Annotated in this window: 22 protein-coding genes; 9 read left to right on the top strand and 13 right to left on the bottom strand. The window is 44.4% G+C overall.

Annotation, left to right across the window (positions count from 1 at the left end; translation table 11 throughout):
- Positions 1–135: 135 nt before the first annotated feature.
- The 7 genes from ACED45_RS09955 to ACED45_RS09985 all read right to left on the bottom strand — a co-directional run bounded on the left by ACED45_RS09955 (position 136) and on the right by ACED45_RS09985 (position 6,202).
- A complete protein-coding gene (locus ACED45_RS09955; protein ID WP_017055177.1) occupies positions 136–1,239 on the bottom strand; it encodes a phosphoribosylaminoimidazolesuccinocarboxamide synthase in 1,104 nt (367 codons plus the stop codon).
- A gap of 225 nt (positions 1,240–1,464) precedes the next feature.
- Positions 1,465–1,872 (bottom strand): SulA-like leucine-rich domain-containing protein, encoded by a 408-nt coding sequence (locus tag ACED45_RS09960; protein WP_017055178.1) that lies wholly within the window; start codon positions 1,870–1,872, stop codon positions 1,465–1,467.
- Positions 1,873–2,243: 371 nt separating this feature from the next.
- Entirely contained in the window at positions 2,244–2,432 is a 189-nt protein-coding gene (locus ACED45_RS09965; RefSeq protein ID WP_004733419.1) for a hypothetical protein, read from the bottom strand.
- 165 nt (positions 2,433–2,597) lie between these two features.
- Positions 2,598–3,683, bottom strand: coding sequence for a tetratricopeptide repeat protein (locus ACED45_RS09970; RefSeq protein WP_371713903.1), 1,086 nt, complete (start codon positions 3,681–3,683; stop codon positions 2,598–2,600).
- Positions 3,684–3,840: 157 nt separating this feature from the next.
- Positions 3,841–4,506, bottom strand: a complete 666-nt coding sequence (locus ACED45_RS09975; RefSeq protein ID WP_108020596.1) for an OmpA family protein — start codon at positions 4,504–4,506, stop codon at positions 3,841–3,843.
- A 113-nt stretch (positions 4,507–4,619) separates the two neighbouring features.
- A complete protein-coding gene (locus ACED45_RS09980; protein ID WP_371713904.1) occupies positions 4,620–5,309 on the bottom strand; it encodes a DUF2786 domain-containing protein in 690 nt (229 codons plus the stop codon).
- Positions 5,310–5,518: 209 nt separating this feature from the next.
- Positions 5,519–6,202 carry a DUF3334 family protein gene (locus tag ACED45_RS09985; protein ID WP_017059770.1) on the bottom strand — a complete coding sequence of 228 codons (684 nt, stop codon included), beginning with the start codon at positions 6,200–6,202 and terminating at the stop codon, positions 5,519–5,521.
- 222 nt (positions 6,203–6,424) lie between these two features.
- On the opposite strand from ACED45_RS09985, the gene ydiJ reads away from it, so the two are divergent.
- The 4 genes from ydiJ (at position 6,425) to ACED45_RS10005 (ending at position 13,830) form a co-directional block, all read left to right on the top strand.
- Positions 6,425–9,460, top strand: coding sequence for a D-2-hydroxyglutarate dehydrogenase YdiJ (gene ydiJ / locus ACED45_RS09990; RefSeq protein ID WP_371713905.1), 3,036 nt, complete (start codon positions 6,425–6,427; stop codon positions 9,458–9,460).
- 67 nt (positions 9,461–9,527) lie between these two features.
- Complete coding sequence (locus ACED45_RS09995; protein ID WP_371713906.1) at positions 9,528–9,989, top strand: methyltransferase family protein; 462 nt, start codon at positions 9,528–9,530, stop codon at positions 9,987–9,989.
- 152 nt (positions 9,990–10,141) lie between these two features.
- Positions 10,142–11,785 (top strand): trypsin-like serine protease, encoded by a 1,644-nt coding sequence (locus tag ACED45_RS10000; protein WP_371713907.1) that lies wholly within the window; start codon positions 10,142–10,144, stop codon positions 11,783–11,785.
- Between the two features lie 389 nt (positions 11,786–12,174).
- A complete protein-coding gene (locus ACED45_RS10005) occupies positions 12,175–13,830 on the top strand; it encodes a S1 family peptidase (protein WP_371713908.1) in 1,656 nt (551 codons plus the stop codon).
- A gap of 92 nt (positions 13,831–13,922) precedes the next feature.
- On the opposite strand, the gene ACED45_RS10010 is transcribed toward ACED45_RS10005, so the two are convergent.
- From ACED45_RS10010 to hutC, 6 genes are all read right to left on the bottom strand, one after another.
- Positions 13,923–14,648 carry a DUF3581 domain-containing protein gene (locus tag ACED45_RS10010; RefSeq protein WP_371713909.1) on the bottom strand — a complete coding sequence of 242 codons (726 nt, stop codon included), beginning with the start codon at positions 14,646–14,648 and terminating at the stop codon, positions 13,923–13,925.
- Positions 14,649–14,874: 226 nt separating this feature from the next.
- On the bottom strand, positions 14,875–16,407 hold the full coding sequence (gene hutH / locus ACED45_RS10015) for a histidine ammonia-lyase (RefSeq protein WP_123283361.1): 1,533 nt from the start codon (positions 16,405–16,407) through the stop codon (positions 14,875–14,877).
- Positions 16,408–16,421: 14 nt separating this feature from the next.
- The gene (gene hutU / locus ACED45_RS10020; RefSeq protein WP_050635100.1) at positions 16,422–18,116 is read right to left on the bottom strand and encodes a urocanate hydratase; all 1,695 of its coding nucleotides are present in this window, start codon (positions 18,114–18,116) and stop codon (positions 16,422–16,424) included.
- 60 nt (positions 18,117–18,176) lie between these two features.
- Positions 18,177–19,202 (bottom strand): formimidoylglutamase, encoded by a 1,026-nt coding sequence (gene hutG / locus ACED45_RS10025; RefSeq protein WP_371713910.1) that lies wholly within the window; start codon positions 19,200–19,202, stop codon positions 18,177–18,179.
- On the bottom strand, positions 19,189–20,433 hold the full coding sequence (gene hutI / locus ACED45_RS10030; RefSeq protein WP_371713911.1) for an imidazolonepropionase: 1,245 nt from the start codon (positions 20,431–20,433) through the stop codon (positions 19,189–19,191). Before hutI ends, hutG begins: the two co-directional genes overlap by 14 nt.
- Before the next feature lie 113 nt (positions 20,434–20,546).
- Entirely contained in the window at positions 20,547–21,260 is a 714-nt protein-coding gene (hutC, locus tag ACED45_RS10035; RefSeq protein WP_371713912.1) for a histidine utilization repressor, read from the bottom strand.
- Between the two features lie 181 nt (positions 21,261–21,441).
- On the opposite strand from hutC, the gene ACED45_RS10040 reads away from it, so the two are divergent.
- The 5 genes from ACED45_RS10040 to rplT all read left to right on the top strand — a co-directional run bounded on the left by ACED45_RS10040 (position 21,442) and on the right by rplT (position 25,740).
- The gene (locus ACED45_RS10040) at positions 21,442–22,185 is read left to right on the top strand and encodes a sporulation protein (RefSeq protein ID WP_371713913.1); all 744 of its coding nucleotides are present in this window, start codon (positions 21,442–21,444) and stop codon (positions 22,183–22,185) included.
- A gap of 377 nt (positions 22,186–22,562) precedes the next feature.
- Entirely contained in the window at positions 22,563–24,491 is a 1,929-nt protein-coding gene (gene thrS / locus ACED45_RS10045) for a threonine--tRNA ligase (RefSeq protein WP_016768282.1), read from the top strand.
- Positions 24,492–24,493: 2 nt separating this feature from the next.
- Complete coding sequence (gene infC, locus ACED45_RS10050; protein WP_076654893.1) at positions 24,494–25,045, top strand: translation initiation factor IF-3; 552 nt, start codon at positions 24,494–24,496, stop codon at positions 25,043–25,045.
- 104 nt (positions 25,046–25,149) lie between these two features.
- Complete coding sequence (gene rpmI / locus ACED45_RS10055; protein WP_004738430.1) at positions 25,150–25,344, top strand: 50S ribosomal protein L35; 195 nt, start codon at positions 25,150–25,152, stop codon at positions 25,342–25,344.
- Between the two features lie 42 nt (positions 25,345–25,386).
- On the top strand, positions 25,387–25,740 hold the full coding sequence (gene rplT, locus ACED45_RS10060) for a 50S ribosomal protein L20 (RefSeq protein WP_004733517.1): 354 nt from the start codon (positions 25,387–25,389) through the stop codon (positions 25,738–25,740).
- The last annotated feature ends 139 nt before the right edge of the window (positions 25,741–25,879 follow it).

Here is a 25,879-nt window from a genome sequence, read left to right on the forward strand (position 1 = left end):
ATAACCTCTTTCAGGAATAGTAAAACGCACACGTAAAAAGGGCCTCAATATTGAGGCCCTTTTAGTATCTAAAACTTGTGTATGGGAGCTTATTAGCTTTCTAGCTTTTTACTTTGAGATGAAGCAATTAATCGACTAGTCGATTAGCCCATAGTCAGCGCGCAGAACATCAATGATCTCTTGCTTAGGATTTTCGCTCAAGACAATCTCAGCACCTGTGATTTTCGCAGCGATATCAAGGTAAGTACGAGAGAGAGACATTAGCGAATCAAGAGGTAGTTCATTGTCACGAGCTAGTGCTTCACGTTCTGGCATACGTTCTTTGTTCAATAGAATGTCGGCATCAGGGAAGTAGTTAAGCAAGAACTGACGGAAGCCTTCTTTTGAGTTCTCAACGATGTTGCCGTTGTTGTATTCCTGAGTATCCCAAATGCGAGATGAATCTGGAGTACCAACTTCGTCCATGTAGATAAGTTTTTCTTTGCCCTGAGCATCGTTGACGTAACCAAATTCAAACTTAGTGTCGACAAAGGTTTGGTCTACTTTCGCCAGTGCTTGGCTAATCACGTTGAAGCCTTCTTTTAGCAGCTTCTCGTAATGCGCGATGTCACTTGCCTGAGTGAAGTTGAATGCTGCGAAGTTGTCTTCGATGTTGTTACGTGTGATGTTCACATCATCAGCTTCTGGAACGCCAGGAATACCTTTCAAAATCCCTTTAGTAGAAGGCGTGATAAGCAGCTCTGGTAGCTTCTTGTCTTTCTCTAGGCCTTCAGGCATCTCGATACCACAAAATTCACGTTCGCCGTTCGCGTATGCACGCCACATAGAGCCTGTGATGTATTGACGACAAATCGCTTCGATCATGACTGGGCGAGCTTTTTGTACAATCCATACGAATGGGTGAGGGATATCAAGGATATGACTGTCAGCAAGGCCGTTGTCTTTAAACAATTTGAACCAGTGGTTAGAGATAGCATTTAGAGCTGCTCCCTTACCTGGAACACCTTTCAGATTCCCTTCACCACGCCAGATACAATCAAATGCAGAGATACGGTCACTGATCACCATGATTGCTAAAGGCGCATCTGGTGCTACATCGTAGCCTTTCTCTTTAATTAGTCGTTGGCTATCTTCTTCAGTTAACCAGTAGACTGAGCGAACCTTGCCACTGTGGACAGGTTTGTCAGTACGGATTGGTAGGTCATCATTTACGGCAAGAACTTGATCAGCAAGGCTCATTTAGACATTCCTATCTTTTATCAAACGTCATACAGAGAAGTGCGGTGTGCACATGATTAGACGGGCATTATACCCAATCTACTGTTTGCTTCCAGAGAAAAAGCAAACGATTGCTAAATCTATTGATCAAATAAAAACCCCCGCCTAACTATCCGCTGAATAATTGGCGAATTGTAGGGCAGGGGAAGGCAGTATGTTTGGACTGTGTTTTTGAGCGACGTTAGATTAGTGAATGCGCTCTGAATTTGCATCCATAAAGAAGACTTCACACTGAAAGCGCAATCCTAATGTTCTTAGGTACTGTTGGCTGAACTGATCAATCGATGCACTTGCAACAATCGCACTCGCATTCTTAGAGCGGATTGCTTTCTCGACGGTCTCTACTTCGGTCATTTGATGAGAGGCTTTCATATGAATAACACGGTCGCAGCAAACATTATGTTGCTTAAGCTGCTTAGCCGATGGTCTTGGTGTTTGAGCCGTAAAAAGTAGCCACTGGTGTTGATTGGACAGCAACGCCATTCTTGCAAACAATGCTTCCTCGTTTGAATTTTTGCTTTTACGAGAAACTGATGTAAATGCGCAGTGAACTAGCGGGCTAGAGTGTTGGGCTTTAACGTGTGCTTGAATCATTTTGCTGTCCTTATATACATGCTGTATGTGTATACAGTAGTTTTAGTTGCTTATAAGATCAAGCGTTTTTTGCGGGATTATTGGACGATTTCGTCTGGAATTATGGGTGAAATGTAATTAAGTTATTGAAATTATTTGATAAATTAAATTTGAATGAATTTGCTGTTTTGTCTCATAAGTTGAAAAAATGTGAGCTTTACACAGGTGTATACAGTGGTTTTGACAGAAAAGTACTGTATATACCTGTATAGATGAGAGATGAGAGATGAGAGATGAGAGATGAGAGATGAGAGATGAGAGATGAGAGAAGAGAGAAAACCACAAGCACAAAAAAAGCGCCTTAGGCGCTTTCTTATATTTCACGGTGTTGCTTATCTCAATGTCGCTTGGGAGAGTTTTGCTCTCATTTCCATTTCACCAATATTGAACTGGCGAACATCAATGGTTGCAATATCATTGCACTCTTTACATGCATGATGACACTTACCATCTAGGTAGTCGTGCTTTTTAACTAGGCTTGGCTTTTTGCACCAATCACAAACGCCTTCTATTGTGAACATATTCTCTCCTCACCTGTTTAAGTCAGGTGTATTTTCGGCGCAAATTATGACACAAGTAAGACCCATTAGTTAATAGTTTGTTACCCGTTTTTGAGAGGGGGATCGATTGCAACACCAATAAAATCGTTATCTTTGAGATATAGGAAAATGAAGATGTGTGTTTGTTTACGGTTTTGTAACATTTTGTAGAATGGTTTTTAGCGCATTGTTCAAACGTTTCATTTCTTCGTCACATCCATGACCATCAGGGTGATAGATTTTCGACAGTTGTTTGTATCGAATTTTGATGCTTTTCTGGTCAGGTATTGAACTCGGTGTGTACCCAAAAAGAGCACAAGCGACCTGCAAATTACTCAGACCTTTGCTGTTTTTCTGCTTCTTCAATTCGTGAAACATAGTGTGCAGTTGTCGTTTTTGCTGCCTAATCGTAAGGTCCTTCGAGCTAAGCTGCGCTTCAAGTGATTGTTGTTGCTGTCGTGAATCACCCGACTTTAGAGCTTGTCTTTTTCTTGAGATAACGAGAGTCGCAATAATGCTGATGATTGAAATCAACACGGCCAACGCAGCACCAAGCATATATTCAGAGCTGGTTAGGTTAGAACTGGAGAGGTTAGAGCGTGTCGCTTGGCTAGATTGCACTTGCTTAGATAGCCCCTGACTGCTGTCGATTTCAGAGTCGATGCTGTCATCGAGCTGTTCTATTGAAGAGATCTGCTTTGCGCGTTGCTGGTTGAATCGCGCTTGTAGAACACGAGTGTAGCCATCTTCTGCATTAGGGTTGTCTTTTAAGGCCGCTTCATACCATAGCTGCGCGGCATCTAATGGTTGGAGTAGTTCCTTCTCAAGTGAGGACTCATAGATCTTTGCTACTTCCACTGGAGCTCTCTTGTTACCTTGCAATGCCGCTTTGATGAACCACTCTAAGGCCATTTTGTTATCTTGCTCGATACTTGTTCCTGCCAAGTACCACTCGCCGAGTTTAAATTGTGCATCTGCATTGCCATTATCTGCAGATTGAGAGTACCAATAGAATGCGTCGTCGATGTTCTCAGGCACATCCGTTCCCAATTCATACGCTTGCGCTAATTGGTATTGAGAAATGGGATCTTGAGGTTGTGACTGTAGTGAAAACTCATTACTACTTGCTGCGTGCACGAAATGTGGGGTGGGCAACAGTATCGAGGAAAAAACGAGGGCTAGAAATAGAGTTCTAAGAAGTGACGATGACAAAAAGTTGGATTGGATAAGCAAAAGATAAGTCTCGTAAAAAAGCCCAGAGTCGATATGTCAGTATGAATACGCTTTATGGTTGTTGGTTATTAGTATTACGTTAATTGAGTAACATAACTGATAAACAACTATATAGAGGTTAATTCAATAGATAAAGACGGACTGGGCTTTAATCGTGCTACTTAATCGGCAAGATTTGAATTTCTACACGACGGTTACAAGCACGACCTTGAGAGGTATTGTTGTCACATAGAGGGTAACGCTCACCGTTACCACGAGCAATGGCACGGCCTGCTGCTACATCTTGAGAGATCAAGAATGCACGAACAGATTCAGCACGACGCTCAGAAAGGATTTGGTTAGTCGACTCACTGCCAGTGCTGTCCGTGTGACCTTCGATCACTAGGCTTGTGTCTGGGTATTCAACTAGGATGCGCGCAACGCCGCGAAGTGTGTTGTGAATGCTTGATTCTAAAGCGTAAGAACCAGAATCAAAACCAATGCCGTTTTCCAGACGAAGTAGAAGTTGATTCTCACCAACACGTTCTACTTGAACGCCAGAGTTCATTAGTTCTTCACGAAGGGCTGCTTCTTGTCGGTCAAAATAGTAACCAATACCACCACCAACAGCCGCACCACCTGCCGCACCAATAAGTGCACGTTTACCACGGTCTTTAGAGTCACCGGTAGCTGCACCAGCAACGGCACCAGCAAGTGCACCAATTAGAGCGCCTTGAGTTGCAGAGTTAGTCTCAGATTCGCCAGTTGTCGCGTTTTGGCGTTGAGTTGCCTGACAACCCGTTAAAGCGATAGTAAGCGCTAGGGCTAGTGTGATTTTTTTCAACGTATTTTCTCCATCATGTACTTCTATCAAACGAATGAATCCGAGTGACAAACATAGTCCTGTAAATCTTATTGATGGTTTTTATCAATACGCCGAAGTAATGTAAAGTGGCTCTATGATTTAGTTATCTTTTTAGCTGCCTGGGTACCGCCAACTGGTCGATTAACAGACAATTTACGACCTTTCTTCAAACCAACTTCATAATCGGCGGTGAGGTTTTTCATCGCTTCTCTCAGTTGCTGTTTGAACGTTTCACGGTCGATATTTTTGAATTCTTTATCAATGTAGTTATTGATCTTGTTGTTTGATTCGTCGTCTGGAGTAATGGTTGGCAGCTTTTCAAGTGCACCTTCAACCCAGCCTGAAACAAACGAGTTCACGCGGCGTGTTACTTCTAATGATCCTGTGCCAGAGCCAGCAAAGCTATTTCTGAATTGGCCGGTGTGTTCATTCAGCTCGCGATAAATGATATCGAAAGCGAAGGCTGCGAAGATCGCGCGGTCGGCTTCACCAATGAATTCAACGCGCTTGAGGCCTTTGTGATTCAGTAACACGGCTTCTACGCCAAACTTGGTGTTGATACCGCGAATAACGCGCAGCAGTGTAGAACTGATATTTGCAGGTAACAGGTGACTGGACTGAGTTTTCCCCATCTTGATAAATTCAATATCGTCTTTTTCGAGACCATATTTCATCATCAAGTTATGCGCCATTTTTATCGCATTGGCAGCTTCATTGACGTTCGCAGAATTTCCAAGCTCAAGACACTTGGCAATTTTCTTTAGGGCTTTTTTCTTATCCATCGACAATTTAATCAGTACCGCAAATTTTTAAAAGTCCAACATTTTACATGTTTTCGCGGGTAACAGAAAGGCAAAACTGGTTTGATGAACAAGTGAGGTGGTGAACATTGGACTGCACGAGCCGGCTTGGTGACACAAACAAAAACGCCATCAAGAGTATTGATGGCGTTGGTGACTCGATTTTTTAGACTGACTAGAGCTTTCGCAAACTAGATACCCAGTTCATCGAGTAGATCTGCTGCAGAGTCATTGCCAGAGCTTTGAGCTGGCTTGTTCGCTTCTTGCATTTTTTTCTGAGTCGCCTCAAGAATGCTATCTGGACATTCGTCTTCTGCGATTTCAAATTCTTCCAATTGAATGAATTCGGTCTTATCCATCGCAAGCTCAAGGTAGAAGATGTTGTTATTGGCGGTAGAGAAGGTCACACGACGAGCTTGTGGACGATCGAGATTGGTATCAACAGAAAGGTTTACTTGCTTGTTCAGAGCCAGCATTTTTGGTTGGTTTTGGGTGATGTTAGTTTGCAGCTCTTTGCGGATTTTATTGGTGAAGTCACCCACCAATTGGTTCATCAACTCACCCAATACATCACCCACTTCGTCTGAAGTATGCAGCACAGCGAGCTCGTTTTCAGGCATGCCCATATTGCGCATGTAATTGGTGTAGATCTCTAGCGCTGCTTTGGACGTAAAATTGATAACAACAAGACCAGAAAAGCCACCGTCAAACAGAACGAAGCAACCAAAGTCTGGCTTTAGGCTTGTTTTGTTGATCTTTTGCACCATGGCTGAATAGGACACCTGAGAAGCCGTCGCTGAAGTAAGTACGCTTGAGACTGATTGGCATAGTTTAAGAAGGATATCTTCAGTTGTGACTGTTTTGTTTTTTTTCATTGTGATGTGCTCGTGGAGATGTCTTAAACAAAATGTTATTCAGTATACTGTTACTGAATTAAGACGAAAGTGACTATTTCTCCATTCTTGCACTGAGATTCTGATTTGATCACCTTTTTATATGATCTTAATAGTAGTAAAGTGACGAAATTCAAAGAAAATTATTAAAAATCTCAGATAACCCAATGCTGATAGGATCAGCGAAGTAGGGGCAGGAAGCAAATGTTACCAAGACTTCAACTCAATGCTGATGTCGATCCAGTTGTCGTACGCTTTTTAGATGAACTAAAAACAGCGGGCTTTACTGGCGACATTGAATCTCAATATTCTAGCCGTTTGGCTGTGGCGACTGATAACAGTGTCTATCAGCAATTGCCGCAGGCGGTCATCCTTCCTAAAACAACGCAAGATGTTGTGCTTATCGGTAAAGTGGTTTCTAAATCTGCTTACGAACGTGTGACCTTTTCCCCTCGTGGTGGCGGTACCGGAACCAACGGACAATCTTTAACAAAAGGTGTCGTGGTTGACCTGTCGCGATACATGAATAAGGTTCTTGAGATTAACGAGAAAGAAGGCTGGGTAAGAGTTCAGTCTGGTGTCGTTAAAGATCAATTGAACGACGCTGTTCGCCCGTATGGTTACTTTTTCTCTCCAGACCTTTCCACAAGTAACCGAGCAACCTTGGGTGGCATGATCAATACCGATGCTTCGGGCCAAGGGTCATTGAAGTACGGAAAAACGTCTGACCATGTATTATCGCTGCAAGCGGTATTCGCAGACGGTTCATGTTTAGAATCTGATTTATCACACGGCTTACCCGTTGAAGGTGAATTCGCTCACCATGCCCTTGCGGTGACTGAGGCTGTTTGTCGAGACAAGCGCGCTCAAATTCTGGATAAATTTCCTCCGCTGAATCGCTTCTTAACAGGCTATGACCTAAAGAACGCTATAAGTGAACAAGACGATAGCTTTGACCTGACTCGCGTTCTATGTGGCGCTGAAGGTTCGTTAGCATTCATCACTGAAGCTAAGCTAAACCTAACGCCGATTCCAAAAGCGCGCACACTGGTTAACGTGAAATACAACACGTTTGATTCTGCATTGCGTAATGCACCGTTTATGGTGGAAGCGAAAGCACTGTCTGTTGAAACGGTTGATTCAAGAGTATTGAACTTAGCGAAGCAAGACATCGTCTGGCATACCGTGAGCGACCTGCTGACCGATGTCCCTAACAAAGAGATGCTTGGCATCAACATGGTTGAGTTTGCAGGCCAAGATGAAGCGGAAGTTGAACAACAAGTTCAAGCGCTGACCGCAAAACTTGAAACCATGGTAGAAACCGAAGACGCGGGTGTGATCGGTTTCCAAGTGTGTAGCGATTTGGCGAGTATTGGCCGAATCTACAACATGCGTAAGAAAGCGGTGGGTTTATTAGGTGCGGCGAAAGGTCGAGCTAAGCCAGTCGCTTTTGCTGAAGATACTTGTGTACCACCAGAAAACCTCGCGGACTTTATCTCTGAATTTAGAGTGTTACTCGATTCAAAAGAGTTGAATTACGGCATGTTTGGTCACGTGGATGCGGGCGTATTACACGTTCGTCCAGCATTGGATCTGTGTGACCCGATGCAAGAAGCCTTGATGCATGAAGTCTCTGATGAAGTGGTTAAGCTAGTGGCGAAATACGGCGGCTTAATGTGGGGTGAACATGGTAAAGGCTTCCGTTCTGAGTATGGTCCTGACTTCTTCGGCGAAGAGCTGTTTACCGAATTAAGACGCGTTAAAGCGGCATTCGACCCGCATAACAAGATGAACCCTGGCAAGATCTGTACGCCTTTAGAAAGTGACGCTGAATTGGTGAAAGTCACCGATACTAAGCGTGGTTTCTACGACCGTCAGATCGAAGTACAAGTTCGTGACAGCTTCAAGCAAGCGATGGAATGTAACGGCAACGGCTTATGTTTCAACTACGACACGAGCTCGCCAATGTGTCCTTCAATGAAAGTTACGGCTGACCGTCGTCATTCACCAAAAGGCCGCGCAGGCTTAGTCAGAGAATGGTTACGCCAGTTAACAGAGCAAGGCGTTGATATTCTCGATTTAGAACAAGAAGCGCTGAAGGACAATACTCCGGTTAAAACCATGGTGGAACGTGTTCGTAATACAATGAACAAACGCCATGAATACGATTTCTCGCATGAAGTTCACGAAGCGATGAACGGTTGTCTTGCGTGTAAAGCGTGTGCGAGCCAGTGTCCGATTAAAGTTGATGTTCCGAGCTTCCGTTCTCGATTCTTAAACATTTATTACTCACGCTACCAACGCCCTGCAAAAGACTATTTAGTCGCCAACATTGAAACCATGCTGCCGCTAATGGCGAAAGCGCCAAAGGTTGTTAATGCTGCCTTGGGTCAAAAGTGGATACAAACCGCAACAGCGAAAACGGTTGGTTATGTTGATGCACCACTGATGTCGGTGCCTACACTTAAAAATCGCCTGGCGAGCAAAGAGCTGCAACTCTTCGATTTACAGTATCTAGAAGGGCTCTCTTCTGAGCAGAAGAAACAGCACGTGTTGATCGTTCAAGACCCGTTTACTAGCTTTTATGATGCAGAGGTAGTCGAAGACTTCGTTACCTTGGCTCAGAAGCTTGGCAAAACACCGGTACTACTGCCGTTCAAACCTAATGGGAAAGCGCTGCACATAAAAGGCTTCTTAAGTCGTTTCGCTCGTGAGGCGAAATCGACGTCTGATTTCTTATCGATGGTGGCTGATATTGGTATTCCTTTGGTGGGTGTCGATCCTGCACTGGTGCTTTGTTACCGCGATGAATACGTCGAGATTTTAGGTGACAAGCGTGGCGACTTTGATGTGCTCACCGTACATGAATGGTTAATGCCGTCGCTCGGTGACTTTGAAGCGCGTTCTGCAAGCGAAGAAATGTGGTACTTGTTTGCTCACTGTACGGAGAAGACCAAAATGCCAAACGCTGAAAAAGAGTGGGGCGCTATCTTCAAACACTTTGGCGCTGCTTTAACCAGCGTTCCTGTCGGCTGTTGTGGTATGGCAGGTACTTTCGGTCACGAAGTCGATAAGCTGCAAATGTCGAAAGACATATACGGTCTAAGTTGGAAGCCAAGGATGCAAGACTTACCGAAAGAGCGTTGCTTAGTGACGGGTTATTCCTGTCGAAGCCAAGTGAAGCGTTTTGAGGGTGAGAAGCTTGCCCACCCACTACAAGCGCTCGCAAAAATTCTTTAATACATTTAGCCCAGCAATTGCTGGGCTTTTTTCTAAACTAACAATGGAATTGTTAATAAGGAAAGCTATGAGATTTCTTGAGTTAAAAGTACCACCCGTTGCACTTTTCATTATTGTATTTATAGCCTCGTACTTTTGTGCGCAGCAATTGATCCTAGGAGCAATGCCACTGCCTTATGGAATGGTTGTACTCGGTATCGGGATTGTATTGAGTGGTGTGATTGGAATATCAGGCATATTGGAATTTCGAAAACAGAACACCACCGTTAATCCGATCAAAGTCGAAACCGCCTCGGCAGTTGTGGACAGCGGTATTTTTGGCTACACGCGAAACCCAATGTATCTAGGGTTGTTTATCCTGCTATTTTGCTTTGGTTACTTCTTCCAAAACCTACTCAGTGTTTTGCTCAGTTTTGTATTTGTAATGTATATGACTCAGTTCCAAATCAAACCCGAAGAGCGAGCACTAGAACAATTGTTCGGTGCGGAATATGTTGATTACAAACAAAAGGTTAGGCGTTGGATCTGATGTGGATTCAAAGACAATCAAGTAATTAGATAAGAACTATTATCATTTAGTTGAGCTTCATCACAAAAAAATATAACCAATGTTTCATATTGTGTTTTTATAAAATAGCCTGCACATCATTATTAAAAGATATAAAAGGCTAGGTAATAAAAATGGTTCAGGCTAAATGGTTGTCGCTAGGTATCTATGCAGTGAGTCTGTCTTCAACGTCGGTGTTGGCAGATGTTTCAGCTCGAATTATCAACGGTAAAGAAGCAACACAAGGCAATTGGCCATTTATGGCTGCGCTAGTCTCAAGGAACGTGAACGCTTATGACGGTCAGTTTTGTGGTGCGAGCTTCATTGGTGAGCGATATGTATTAACTGCCGCTCACTGTGTGGAAGGTAATGGTCGTGAAGATCTAGATGTGGTGATTGGCGTATCAAACCTTTCTGCCTCTCAAGCCGCACAACATAGATACGCTGTTGATAATATTTATGTACATGAATATTACAACTCTGCAGCGACAGGCAATGATATCGCCATTATTGAGCTCGCAGAAAAGCCAGCGGAATCTGTGGTTAATCTAGTTGATGGTTATACTCGTGGCAACTTAAACGCTGGCCAAATGCTAACGGTAATGGGTTGGGGTGATCAGAATGCCTCAAAAGATGCGTACTCGTCGAAGAGCGAACTGTATCAAGTTAATGTTCCTTTGGTTAACCAGATCGAATGTAATAATGCTCCTTACCGTGGATATTCCTCCATTGGAGATGATGCTTTTTGTGCGGGTTACAGCGATGGTGGCTATGATTCATGTCAAGGAGACAGTGGTGGTCCAATTGTTATTTCGAGCAATGGAAAATATGAACAACTGGGTATTGTAAGTTGGGGTGAGGGTTGTGCGCAGCCTGACGCTTACGGTGTCTATACAAATATCAGTCATTTTGACGATTGGATTGATGAGCAAACCATGGGTTTCAGTTACCGTCCAATCGAAATGCTTGGCGTAAGATCATTGGGAGAAAACTCTCACGTATTCAAATTTCATAACCAATCTGATCAAACAGTTGTAGTCACTCAAGTTTCTCCTACTTCTGCTACGAATATGGTCATTGCTCATGACGGATGCCAGGGTTTAGCTATGTCTCAATGGCAAGTTTGCGAAGTTATTGTTAATTACAATATAAACTCTGTTGGTGAGCATGAATTTGGCATTGATGTTCAAACTGACGCATTAGTCGGTACTGTTACTTCAAAGGCTTCTGTAATAGGGGCAAGCATTACAACGAGTGCTATGTCGGCTTTAGGGGATGTACCTCACAGTGGCGCTTATAATACTGAAACTTGGGATGTAGAAGGACGAATTATAGCTTCACCATCTATTGGTAATGGTGAATCAACAACCTTTGTTGTTGAGGGCATCCCTAGTGGCACGGTTTCGTTTGATCTTACTGCATCGACGGAAGAGCAGTATGATTTTGTTGAGATCTACATCAATGGTAAAAAAATCGACAGAGTATCAGGTAAGCTTTCTGGCTCAGTCAATCTCCCGTTAGTTAGAGATGCTGATAACAGCTTTATGATTAGATATGTTAAAGATTGGTATGGCTCTGCAGGGAACGACAGAGTGACAATCAACAACTTCAAGTATACAGACGAGATAAAGATATCTAAGTCTGAAGGAACGCAAAACGCAAAAAGCTCAGGGGGCGGTAGCGGCGGCTCGCTGTCTTGGCATTGGTTATTTGTGCTTTTAGGTGGTGCGACTGTACGTAAGTCATTTTCACCACTGAAGATGAAAGGTGATCAGTAAGCTATACCACTGACGCTAACTTAAGACTGATAGCCAACCTATCACCTTTAGTTAAACGCGAAAAGCCCAGCTGGATGAAATCAGCTGGGCTTTATTGATCTGAATTCACGGTTATAGCTAACTCCGATTTCCGTTTCTAACTTGGTTTCAATCAGTGCCAAATCAAACCAGAAGAGCGAGTACTAGGCAATTATTCAGTGCTGAATATGTTGATTACAAACAGAAGGTTAGGCGCTAGGTTTGATTTGTTAATGCAGTTAATAAGCTAGCTATTCACTAATGTTTGAAACCTATTCAAGGTAAGCCATATTTTGGTGTGCTTACCATTTATATTTATTTTTTATCAAATAACCTGTCAGTTATTATTAAAACAAATGAAAGGTTAGGTAATGAAAGTTATCCAAACAAAATGGCTGCCATTAAGTATTTATGCGGTTGGCCTCTCTTCAATGCCGGTGTTGGCAGATATCTCCCCTCAAATTATCAATGGTAACGAAGCGGCAAAAGGTAGTTGGCCATTCATGGTCGCGCTTGTTTCAAAAAACATGGATGCCTACGAAGGGCAGTTCTGCGGCGCAAGTTTCATTGGTGAGCGATATGTGCTTACCGCAGCGCACTGTATCGAAGCAAGTAGCAACCAAGATTTTGAGGTTGTCATTGGTGTCTCTGATCTTTCTTCGCCCGACGTAGAGCAGCACCGCTATTCTGTTGAGCAAATTTATGCGCATGAAAGTTATACTCAAGAGCCTGCGAGTAATGACATCGCTATTATTGAGCTTAATGATAAGCCCACGGAGTCTGCGGTTAACCTGGTCGATGGTTATGCTCGTGATAACTTGAATACAGGTCAGATGTTAACTGTCATAGGTTGGGGTAACCAGAATTCATCAGAAGAGCAATACTCATCCACGAGTCAGTTACATCAAGTGAATGTTCCGTTAGTTAGTCAGCGAGAATGTAACCTTGGTCAAGGAGACGGATATTCAGATATTGGCTCTGATGCTTTTTGTGCCGGTTACAAAGAAGGCGGACGCGATTCATGTAGCGGGGATAGCGGCGGTCCAATCATGTTGTCCACCAATGGTCACTACGAACAGCTAGGTCTTGTGAGTTGGGGAGAAGGTTGTGCACAGCCAAGGGCATACGGTGTCTACACCAACATAAGCCACTTTGCTGACTGGATAGGTAAGAAGATGGCAGGTTTTAGTTACCAAACTAAAGCGATGCTTGGTGCTCGATCTTTGGGCCCAATTGAACACAAGTTTGAATTTACGAACAAATCTGATCAAGAGATTAAAGTAACCAACGTATCTTTAGCTGTCGCCACAGACGATCCCATAACCTACAATGGTACTGCGATCATAAAGAGCAATAGTTGTACGACGCTATCGCCGAATGAAGGCTGTGATGTGGTTGTAAGCTACAACATAGATTCAGTGGGTAATCATGATTTTGGTATCAAGCTGTCAACCGACTCATTAGCCGGTGTGGTGACATCAAAGGCATATGCTATTGGCGCGAATGTGGTTTCTGATGCAGTGAATTCACTCGTCACGATACCTAAGAATGCAGTTTACAGCACAGAAGCTTGGGATGTTGAAGGGGATACGATAGCTTCACCGGATATTGGTAATAGCCAGTCCACCGCATTCATTGTTGACGGTATCCCAGCTGGTACCGTGTCTTTGGATCTCACCGTCTTTTCTGAAGAAGATCGTGACTATATGGAGATCTACATTAACGGCTTTGAAGTCGGCGCGTTTGCGGGGCAATTATCTGGGACTGTTGAACTGCCAATGGCGAGAGCTAAAGACAATAGCTTCATGATTGCGTACAGCAAAGATGAGGTGGGGACCGCAGGGCATGACAGAGTGACCATTAAGAACTTTGCTTATAGTAATGAGATTAAAGAGTTAAGCTTGGTTGAAGACCCAATCATCAAAAAGACAGGTGGTTCAATGGGTTGGTATTGGCTGGCGATGCTGTTAGGTGGCACGATGATACGTAAGTCACTTTCGTCATTGAAGAGGAAAGGTACTCAGTAAATACCGGTGACTTATATTAATATCTATTGTTAGAATGAAAAAAGCCCAGCTTGATACCTCAAGTTGGGCTTTTTAATTCTGTGTTGGCTTACTTAAGCGGCAGCTGCGAACTGAGCTAGAAACATCTCTTTACGTTCGTTGAAGCGGTTTACTAGGTCATCGACAGAAGCTTGGTCGTATGGCTTAAGGCCACTTGCTACCATGCGTTTCACGCCTTTACCTACCACTTCGCCGTCCTCTTTGAAATCGAAGTTCAGTGTCACGATGCCACGCTTGCCTTCAACATCAAAAGTCGCACCAGAGAATTCAACTTCTGGGTGAGATAGGTCTAGGCGAATAAATTCAACTTCCATGCTCTCGTAAATAACAAGAGGGCGTTGGCAGTTGATCATCATCTGTTGCTCTTCCATAAGAGGAACCATGATGTGTGGGAAGTTCATACCAGAGAACTTAACGTAGTTTGTTACTACGTGTTCGATGAATGCTTGATCGTGGCTTTTCTCACCTTCACAAGACATGTGTAGGTACTCTTTGCCTTTCTCGTCAACCAGTGAGCTTTCTTTTTCACACTTGTTGTCAACGCTAAGCGCAATACCGTTACCAACCATACCTGAAAAATCAAAACGCATTTTTTGGCTGATGCCTTCTTTCTGCAGAAGAACTGCAAACAAAAGATCGCCAGGCACGCAGAAGCGTTTGTTGTCTTCATCGTGAATTGGGTTGAAGTCAGCGGCTACTTTTTTAGCAAAGTGGCTAGCCTGTTCACGAGTGAATTGAAATTGATTGTCTTCAGTAGAAAAGTAAGGTGTCAGAAACATAGTATCGCTATTAGTCATCAAATCTGGGGTGGATTATAGCTAACTAACTTCGTTCTAATGGTCTATCCAGTTAACTTTGCTTATATATCAGTTAATTAGATAAATACGTTGGATGGTATGTGACGATTTTAAGAGAGATATGGCCTCTGGCTCAATGCAACAAGGGCTAATCGATAGCCCTTGTTTATATGACACTCTAATGAGTGTTGTTCAGAATGTTTTTGCTTTAAAAGCTACACAAAGTGCCTTCTGGCATTAGGTGATTATGAACGGATAATTTTAGCAATAAGTTCGCTTGTTCAATATCCGGTGCAAAATATCTGTCTTTGTCGTAGAAGCTGACTTTTTCACGCAAAATCTGTTTCGCTTCTTCCACACGAGGAGAAGATAGATTCGGAGCGCGGAAGTCTAGCCCTTGTGCTGCTGCCAAATATTCTACAGCCAATATCCCACGGGTATTTTCAGCCATGTATCTAAGTCTACGTGCTGCGAAGGTTGCCATTGATACGTGGTCTTCTTGGTTTGCTGATGTCGGAAGACTGTCTATTGACGCAGGATGCGCTAAGGTTTTGTTCTCACTTGCTAATGCTGCTGATGTTACTTGAGCAATCATAAAGCCTGAGTTTACGCCGCCGTTATCGACCAAGAAAGGCGGTAGTTTGCTTAGCGCGCTATCAATCAGCAGCGCCATTCTTCGTTCTGACAAGCTACCGATTTCAGCTATTGCTAATGCAAGGTTATCGGCAGCCATTGCGACGGGTTCTGCGTGGAAGTTACCCCCTGAAATAATGTCGCCATCGTCAGCGAAAACTAACGGGTTGTCCGATACCGAGTTCGCTTCAACATTTAAAATTTCAGCTGAATTACGAATCTGCTGTAAGCAAGCACCCATCACTTGAGGCTGACAACGCAGTGAGTAAGGGTCTTGAACCTTTTCACAACAAGTGTGTGATTCACCAATCTCACTCTTTTGATCGAGCAGATGACGGTAAGCAAGCGCTGCATCCATTTGTCCACGATGACCACGAACGCGGTGAATACGAGGGTCAAATGGGCGGCGACTACCGAGTGCTGCTTCAACAGACATTGCTCCACACACAGTCGCCGAAGCGAACAAGTCTTCCGCTGCGAATAGACCTTCTAATGCAAAGGCCGTCGATGCTTGAGTACCGTTTAACAGCGCTAAACCTTCTTTAGGAGCAAGTGTGATTGGCTCAAGGCCTGCGATCTGCATTGCTTCTAGGCCAGTGATGATCTTGCCGTTGTGACGTGCTTGGCCTTCACCTAGCAGTACCGTACTCATGTGGGCGAGGGGAGCAAGATCTCCAGATGCACCAACAGATCCTTTTTGTGGAACGCATGGGTAAACCTGTGCGTTCACAAGATCGATAAGGGCATTGATCACCTTGAGTCGGATACCAGAGTAACCGCGAGACAAGCTATTAATCTTTAACACCATCATCAAGCGCACGGTTTCATCAGACATGAACTTGCCGATGCCCGCTGCGTGAGAAAGCACGATACTTTTCTGTAGTACTTCTAAATCTTCAGGGGCGATCTTGGTATTCGCCAATAAGCCAAACCCCGTGTTGATGCCATACACAGTGCGATCTTCAGCAATCACTTGCTCGACAACGTGCATGCTCGCTTCAATATCAGGGATAGCTGCAGGGTCGAGTGACAGGTTCACAGGGCTACGGCTGATTTTACGCAGTTCAGATAGGCCTAGTAGTCCTGGCTTAAGTAATAAATTCAACATGTTATCTCCAGACATTAAAGGCGACGAAGTTCTTCGTTTAGCATAGGTAAATCAAGTTTTTGCTCTTTGGCACATTGCTTGGCAATATCGTAACCCGCATCAGCATGACGCATTACGCCAGTTGCAGGATCATTGTGAAGTACGCGAGCAATTCGCTGTGATGCATCTTCACTACCGTCACAACAAATCACCATACCTGAGTGTTGCGAGAAGCCCATGCCAACGCCACCGCCATGGTGCAGAGAAACCCATGTTGCGCCGCCTGCAGTATTTAGAAGGGCGTTCAATAGAGGCCAATCTGATACGGCATCTGATCCATCCATCATGCCTTCTGTTTCACGGTTCGGGCTCGCAACTGAACCTGAATCTAGGTGGTCACGACCGATAACAACGGGTGCTTTAAGTTCGCCATTCTTAACCATTTCATTGAATGCTTGGCCCAAACGTTCACGATCTTTCAAGCCAACCCAACAAATACGAGCTGGTAGGCCCTGGAACTGAATGCGTTCACGCGCCATATCTAGCCAATTATGTAGATGTGGGTTATCTGGAATCAGTTCTTTTACTTTTTGGTCTGTTTTGTAGATGTCTTCTGGGTCGCCAGAAAGGGCTGCCCAACGGAATGGACCGATGCCTTCGCAGAACAGTGGACGAATATAAGCAGGAACGAAACCCGGGAAATCAAACGCGTTTTCTACGCCTTCTTCCAGTGCCATTTGGCGAATGTTGTTACCGTAATCTACGGTCGCAGCGCCACGGTATTGCAGGTCTAGCATCGCTTGAACTTGAATTGCCATCGATTGTTTAGCGGCTTTCACTACTTTTGCTTCATCAATAGTGCGCTCTTGTGCGGCTTTCTCCATCGTCCAACCTTGTGGCAAATAGCCGTTCAGAGGGTCATGGGCAGAGGTTTGGTCAGTAACGACATCTGGTGTGATGTTTCGCTCTACTAACTCAGGGAAAACATCCGCAGCGTTACCTAGCAGGCCAACAGAAATAGGTGTGTCAGACTCTTTAATCATTGCCATTGCTTCATCTAGGCTGGTGGCTTTCTTGTCTACATAACCAGTACGCAGGCGGTAATCAATTCGTGATTCATCGCATTCAACCGCAATCATTGAGAAGCCAGCCATGGTAGCTGCAAGAGGTTGAGCGCCACCCATGCCGCCAAGGCCACCGGTGAGTACCCATTTGCCTTTTGCTTCGCCTTGGAAGTGTTTCTTCGCGATAGCGACAAAGGTTTCGTAAGTACCTTGAACGATGCCTTGTGAACCGATGTAGATCCAGCTACCTGCGGTCATTTGGCCGTACATCATCAAGCCTTCTTTATCGAGCTCGTTGAAATGTTCCCAGTTTGCCCAGTGTGGAACAAGGTTCGAGTTAGCGATTAACACGCGAGGTGCGTTTTTATGAGTCGGGAACACGCCTACAGGTTTACCAGACTGAACAAGTAATGTTTGGTCGTCTTCTAAACGCTCTAATACTTCAACAATCTTGTCGTAACATTTCCAATCACGCGCAGCGCGACCAATACCGCCATACACAACCAGTGCATGTGGGTGTTCTGCCACATCAGGATCTAGGTTGTTCATTAGCATACGAAGGGGTGCTTCTGTTAACCAAGATTTTGCGCGCAAAGTGGTGCCATGAGGTGCGCGAATTTCGCGAGTCGTGTCGAGACGAGGGTCACTGTTGTGGTGTTCCGTCATTTTGAAATTCCTTCTGTTTCACGTTATATCGTTGTAGTTGTATTTATCTATATAGCTGGCTTATTCACTGGCCATTGCACTGGCAATATCCCAACACAAACGAGCCGCCAATCGAGCCGTTTGGCCGTCGACGTCGTAGTCTGGGTTATATTCCGCAATGTCCGAGATGATGAGTTTGTCACTGTGTTTAAAAATCTGTTCTAGGAAAGGCGCAAGCGCTTCATAGCTAACGCCTCTTGCTGCTGGGGCACTAACACCCGGCGCGGTCGCCGCTGGGAAGACATCGAGATCAATAGTGAGATAGAGGTAATCACACTCAGCGATGAATTTTTGCAACTTAACCAGTTGGGCAACTTGGTTTACTTGGGTGATATCGCGATCATGTTCGTACCACACACCAAGTTGGTCGGCTTTGTTGAAAAGCGCTTTGGTATTGCTGGCGGCACTTACACCGAGACACGCGTAATGAAATGGCCACTGATGTGTGTGGCAGTATTCACTAATCTGATTAAAGGGTGTGCCTGAGCTTGGCTTGACGTCAGCGATGTCGCTTTCAAATTCACGAAGGTCAAAGTGAGCATCAAAGTTAATGATGCCTATCTTAGGTTTTTGATCTGATTGAGTTCTGTGAAGATGCTCAGCTAGGCCTTGGAAAGAAGCCCAAGCGACTTCGTGACCACCGCCAAGGGTAATCACTTTGCTGGTGGATAGCGCATTGGCAATCACAGTAGCGCACTGCTTCTGGCTCACTTCTAATTGATCATCGTTACATTCGATATCGCCAAGATCAGCAATGCGTGTATCACAGTGCCAAGCCATATTAGCTAACGCTTGGCGAATCAAATTAGGTGCTTGTTTTGCGCCAACACGTCCTTTATTTCTTGCCACTCCGGCATCGCTAGCAAAGCCAACGAAGGCAACAGCGTTGTCAGTAAGCCCTTCATTTAAAACATTACTTTGTACTTGCGTGGTAATGTGATGAACACGAGTACCGAGCTCACCATCTTCAAGGTCATTACGCCCCGTCCACACAAAGTTGTGAGTGGTGGATACTGTATTAGTGCAGCTGGATTTAGATTGAGTCATGACAGACCTCGCCATTAACAATGCGCTTATGCAGGTGAGGAACACCAACTTGATAGCTTAAGTCGGCAGGGTGCTCGATATTCCAGATAGCCAAATCAGCAGAGTAACCCACTTCAATTTTGCCTCTGTTTTGCGACTCGCCAATGGCAGCGGCTGCATGGCAAGTTACCCCACGTAATGCTTCTTCTGGGGTTGTGCCAAATAGGGTGCAGCTCATGTTCATCATCAGTGTTAAATCAGCAAAAGGAGAAGTGCCGGGGTTTAAGTCGGTCGCGATTGCCATTGGGATGTTGTGCTCACGAAGTAGGGCAATGGGCGGCTGCTGTGTCTCTTTCAAAAAGTAGCAAGCACCTGGTAATAATGTGGCGACTGTTCCTGATTTAGCCAGTGCTTTTACTCCGGTTTCATCTAGGTACTCAACATGATCAACAGAGAGAGCACCGTATTTAGCTGCAAGCGCACTACCACCCATATTAGAAAGTTGTTCAGTGTGGCCTTTAATCGCGAGGCCATGTTCTTTGGCCGCTGCAAATACGCGTTCGGTTTGTTCTAGGTTGAAGCCGATCGATTCGCAGAATACGTCAACTGCGTCAGCTAGTCCTTGCTCTGCGGCTTTAGGGATGATCTCTTGGCATACCAGATCAACGTAACGATCTGGCTGTTCTTTATATTCTGGTGGTACAGCATGTGCTGCAAGGAGTGTGGTGGTGATTTTAATACGACGGTGGTTTTCTAAGGCTTTAGCAGCACGTAACATCTTAAGCTCGTCATCAAGCGTTAAACCATAGCCAGACTTTACTTCAACGCTGGTGACACCACTTCTTAGCAGGCCGTCTAATCTAGGCAGCGCCTTCTCAACCAGTTCGGCTTCTTGTGCGGCTCGTGTCGCCGTTACCGTCGCTAAAATACCACCGCCTTGCTTTGCGATGTCGGTGTAGGAGACACCATTTAACCGTTGTTCAAATTCGTTGGCACGATTACCTGCAAACACCAGATGAGTGTGGCAATCAATCAGCCCAGGTGTGACGAGCTTGTTTTTGCAGTCGTAGATGATGTGATCAACAGAGCGGCTAGCACTCGCCGTTTCACAGTGAAGTGACTCATCGCTTGAGTGTGACAGGGATACGATCTTACCGTTCTCGATAACGATATCTTGCGGGAAAGAAGGTTGATAACCGTCTGCTCCCGAGCTCATCGAGACCACTCGTGCATTTTTGAGGATCAAATTCATAATCACCTAGATCTTTGCTAAACAATAAATGTATATACAAATAAATAGGCTAAATACTGACCCGAATCAAGTTGATGTTGCAAAAATGTGATCGGAGATCAGGATGATATTCTTTAATCTAAAACGATCTTAGAGCTTAATTTGTACTTAGAGCCAGGGTGGTAGAGTAATGCAAAGCTGATAAGGCGTTCCTTGCTCCATGTTCTTCTATTCAAAAGAAGGCAAGGTTCTGATTCCGTTAGCTTTAGTGCTTGGCGGATGTTGGAGTCTGGAATGATGGCTTCGACCGTGTGTTCAATCGCACTCAACGGGCAACTTTTGGAAAGGTATTCATTCGGTGTTGAGGTTGAAAAATCTTGTTTTAAGTATTGGGGAGCCACTTGTGAGTTTACCCAGCGAGCTTCTAGCTGTATCGGTGTGTTGTCGGCGAAGTGGATGATTTCACTATAGAAGACTTCCGCATTGATCATCACACCTAACCGTGTAGCGGTGCTTTCATCAGCCTTGATACTATCGTGTTTGATCACTTGGCTTGTGTAAGTTTGGCCACGGTCTTTGATCTCTTGTGCGATGTTGTTGATATCAAGTAGGGGAGATTGCGCTTTTTCCTCTGGCTCACACACAAAAGTGCCCAGTCTTGGTTTCCGAATTAGCTTGCCTTCAGACACAAGATCTCGAATGGCTTTATTCACCGTCATTCTACTCACATTGAACTGCTCTGTGAGTTCAAGCTCCGTGGTGATTTGATAGCCAACCGGCCAATGACCATTGCTGATCTTATCGTCTATGAACTGTTTTATTTGCAGGTAGAGCGGCGCTTTCGACATAATGAAACCTTATTTGACTATACAAATAGAGTAACGGATTTTTTCACGATTTCAACATTTCCTCAGAGGATGTGAGCTTGTTCAACATAGATAGCGCAAATGTCTTGATTCTGTGGGGCAAGTGTCGCAAATTGTCACGCAATAACTATTCGTAAATCAAATAATTATAAAGGGAAAGAATATGTTTAAGAAATTAAAGGCCTCGCTAGGCATAGGTGCAGCTAAGGTCGATACCGTCTTAGATAATATTGACGTTTTCCAAGGTGGCGAGTTATCTGGCAACGTTCACATCATTGGTGGTGATGTTGAGCAGCAAATCGACATGATTAACTTGGTTCTCAACACAGAAGTTAAAGTGGAAACAGAAGATAGCACCAGTTACGAAACCTTTTCACTCGGTCGTATTCAAGCCGTAGAGCCGTTTGTGATTCAACCCGGCGAAACTAAGTTGGTGCCATTCCGTCTTAAGCTAAATGATGAAACGCCAGTGACTGCGTTGAACGCAAAAATGAACCAGTGCCATGTTTGGGTAGAAACCAACCTAGATATTGGCTTCGCGATTGACCCTAAAGACCGTGACTTTATCTCCGTACACCCACTGCCAACAGTCGCTAAAATCATCCAAGGTGTGGAAGCATCGGGCATGGCAATGGTGAAGGCAGACGTAGAGAAGGGCTTCTTAAAAGGCAATAGCTTTGCTTCTCGCTCAGGCTGTTACCAAGAGATTGAGTTTCGCAGCGGCGGCTTTATGAATAACAAAGAGATTGAACTGTCATTCATAGTAGATGGTTCTATGGTTCACTGCTTAGCCGAAATTGACCGCTCACTGAGCTTCCGCGGTGACCAATATATTTCATTTAGCTTACCTGCTAATGCTGCTGATTCAGATATTCGCAATGCAGTTTCAAGAATCATGAGTGCGTAGTTGCCTCTCTGTTAGTAGTGTCTTTCTATTAATAGGTTCAATATGATTTCTAAAGCCGAACTTAAACGTTCGGCTTTTTTGTATTGTAGATAAAGCCAACGAATTAATGATTGAGCTATGGGTAAGGCGTTAGAAGGATCTATATAGAAGAGACATTTCAGTCATATAGTTTTTGTGGTGCTACGGGACTAACATTGTCATTTCATATTATTTCGTTACAATGTTCGGCTACTCACAAATGTGGCATCTGTATTTGCTTCTATGTGGGTATATTTATTATGCATATATCCCCAATCAACGTACTAGTTGATTGAAAGACATATATTAAACATTTTCATGTGTTGCTTGGTGTGCAACACCACTGTAAAGGACAAATAATGCCAATTATTACTCTTCCTGACGGTAGTCAGCGTCAATTTGACAACCCTGTATCAACTCTAGATGTTGCCCTATCAATCGGTCCTGGTCTTGCGAAAGCAACCATTGCTGGTCGTGTAGATGGCGAGCGTGTTGATGCTTGTGATCTTATCGAAAACGATGCAAGCCTAGAAATCATCACAGCTAAAGATGAAGTTGATGGCCTTGAGATCGTTCGTCACTCTTGTGCTCACCTTTTAGGCCACGCGGTTAAGCAGCTTTTTCCAGAAGCGAAAATGGCGATCGGTCCTACTATCGATAACGGCTTCTACTACGATATCGACCTTGAGCACTCTCTAACGCAAGAAGATCTAGAAAAGATTGAAAAGCGCATGAAAGAGCTAGCGAAGACCAAGTACCAGGTTGTTAAGAAGAAAGTTAGCTGGCAGGAAGCGCGCGACGCATTCGAAGCTCGCGGCGAGACTTACAAGATTGAAATCTTGGACGAGAACGTTTCTAAAGACGATCGTCCAGGCCTGTACCATCACGAAGAATACATCGATATGTGTCGTGGTCCACACGTGCCTAACATGAGCTTCTGCCAGCACTTCACTCTACTTAACGTAGCAGGTGCATACTGGCGTGGTAACAGTGACAACAAGATGCTTCAACGTATCTACGGCACTGCATTCCACGACAAGAAGGCGCTTAAAGCTCACCTTGTGCGCCTAGAAGAAGCGGCTAAACGTGACCACCGTAAAATCGGTAAAGCGCTTGACCTATTCCACATGCAGCAAGAAGCACCAGGCATGGTGTTCTGGCACCATAACGGTTGGACTATCTTCCGTGAGCTAGAAGTATTTATTCGTCAGAAGCTGACTGAGTACGATTACCAAGAAGTTAAAGGCCCATTAATGATGGACCGTGTTCTTTGGGAACGCTCTGGTCACTGGGATAAGTACGCTGAAGCAATGTTCACAACTTCTTCTGAGAACCGTGAATACGCTATCAAGCCAATGAACTGTCCTGGTCACGTTCAAATCTTCAACCAAGGTTTGAAATCTTACCGTGATCTACCGCTACGTATGGCTGAGTTCGGCTCATGTCACCGTAACGAGCCGTCTGGCGCACTTCACGGTATTATGCGTGTTCGTGGCTTCACTCAAGATGATGCTCACGTATTCTGTACTGAAGACCAAGTTCAACAAGAAGTGAAAGCTTGTATTGAAATGGTTTACGATACTTACACAACTTTCGGCTTCGAAAGCATCGTTGTTAAGCTATCTACTCGTCCAGAACAGCGTGTAGGTTCAGACGAAATGTGGGACCGTGCAGAGGCTGACCTTAAGCAAGCGCTAGAGGCAATGGACATTGCATACGAGATTCAAGAAGGCGAGGGTGCGTTCTACGGACCTAAGATTGAATTTACTTTGCATGATTGTTTGGACCGCGCTTGGCAATGTGGTACAGTGCAGCTCGATTTTGCATTACCAGAACGTTTAGGTGCGACTTACGTAGGTGAAGATAACGAGCGTCACACGCCAGTTATGATCCACCGCGCGATTTTAGGTTCACTAGAACGCTTCATCGGTATTCTTATTGAAGAATACGCTGGCTTCTTCCCAACGTGGTTGGCGCCAGAACAAGCAGTTGTAATGGGCATTACAGACAAACAGTCTGAATATGTACAAGAAATTACGAAAAAACTGCAAAAAAGTGGATTTAGAGTCAAAGCAGACTTGAGAAATGAGAAGATTGGCTTTAAAATCCGCGAACATACTTTGAAACGTGTACCGTTCATGCTTGTGTGTGGTGACCAAGAAATGGAAGCCGGCGAAATTGCAGTACGTACACGTAAAGGTAAGGACCTTGGCAAATTTAAAGTGGATGACTTTATTTCATACATCCAAGCCGAGGTTTCAAGCCGTAAGCTCAATCTGGAGGAATAGCTATTAAAGGCGGAAGACGTGGCCAACAACCGGCCAAACAAAACCAGCACCGTTTAAACGGTGACATTCGTGGCGTTCGTGAAGTGCGTCTAACTGGCGCAGACGGCGAAGCTGTTGGTGTAGTATCAATCGCTGAAGCGATGGAAGCTGCAAATGAAGCTGGTATGGATCTTGTAGAGATCAGCCCTAACGCCGAGCCGCCAGTTTGTCGTGTGATGGACTACGGTAAGTTCCTCTTCGAGAAGAGCAAAGCTGCGAAAGAGCAGAAGAAGAAGCAAAAGCAGGTTCAGATCAAGGAAATTAAATTCCGACCTGGAACTGATATTGGAGACTATCAGGTAAAACTACGCAACCTGACTGGTTTCCTAGAAGACGGCAACAAAGTGAAGGTAACAATTCGCTTCCGTGGCCGCGAAATGGCTCACCAAGAAATCGGTGTTGACGTTCTTAATCGTTTGAAAGCGGATACTGAAGAATTTGCAGTAGTCGAATCTTTCCCAACGAGAATTGAAGGTCGCCAGATGATCATGGTGTTGGCCCCTAAAAAGAAGTAATTAACGGCTTTGCAAGTAATTGAACCCTGCAGCCTCAGGTTGCGGGGTTTTATTCGCCCTAATTACTATGTTATTAACAACTCAACAATGCGGAGTTATTCATCATGCCTAAGATGAAAACCAACAAAGGTGCTGCTAAGCGTTTCCAGAAAACTGCTGGTGGTATTAAGTTTAAGCACGCTGGTAAACGTCACATCCTGACTAAGCGTACTACTAAGAACAAGCGTCAGCTACGTCCGAACTCGATCCTTCCTAAATGTGAAGTTGCTCAAGTTCTACGTATGATGCCATACGCTTAATTCTTTTTAGTTTATAAATTCGTTTAGTTTAGGAGAAGCATAATGCCTCGCGTAAAACGTGGTGTACAAGCTCGTGCACGTCATAAGAAAGTTCTAAAACAAGCTAAAGGTTACTACGGAGCACGTTCACGTGTTTACCGCGTAGCTTTCCAAGCAGTTACCAAAGCTGGTCAATACGCTTACCGTGACCGTCGCAACAAGAAACGTCAATTCCGTCAACTTTGGATTGCACGTATCAACGCGGCATCTCGTCAAAATGGTCTATCTTACAGCCGTTTCATCAATGGCCTAAAGAAAGCATCTATCGAGATCGACCGTAAGATTCTTGCTGACATCGCAGTATTCGACAAAGCAGCATTTGCTGTTCTAGTTGAAAAAGCGAAAGCATCTCTATAATTTAGAGTTAGCTTAAAGGTTTAAGAAAAGGAGAACTTCGGTTCTCCTTTTTTATTGCCTGTAATTTGGCTTTGCCATACTCTCTCGCATATCGCATATCGCATATCGCATATCGCATATCGCATATCGCATATCGCAT

It is taken from the genome of Vibrio crassostreae, from assembly GCF_041439375.1.
Taxonomy (GTDB): Bacteria; Pseudomonadota; Gammaproteobacteria; order Enterobacterales; family Vibrionaceae; genus Vibrio; species Vibrio crassostreae_D.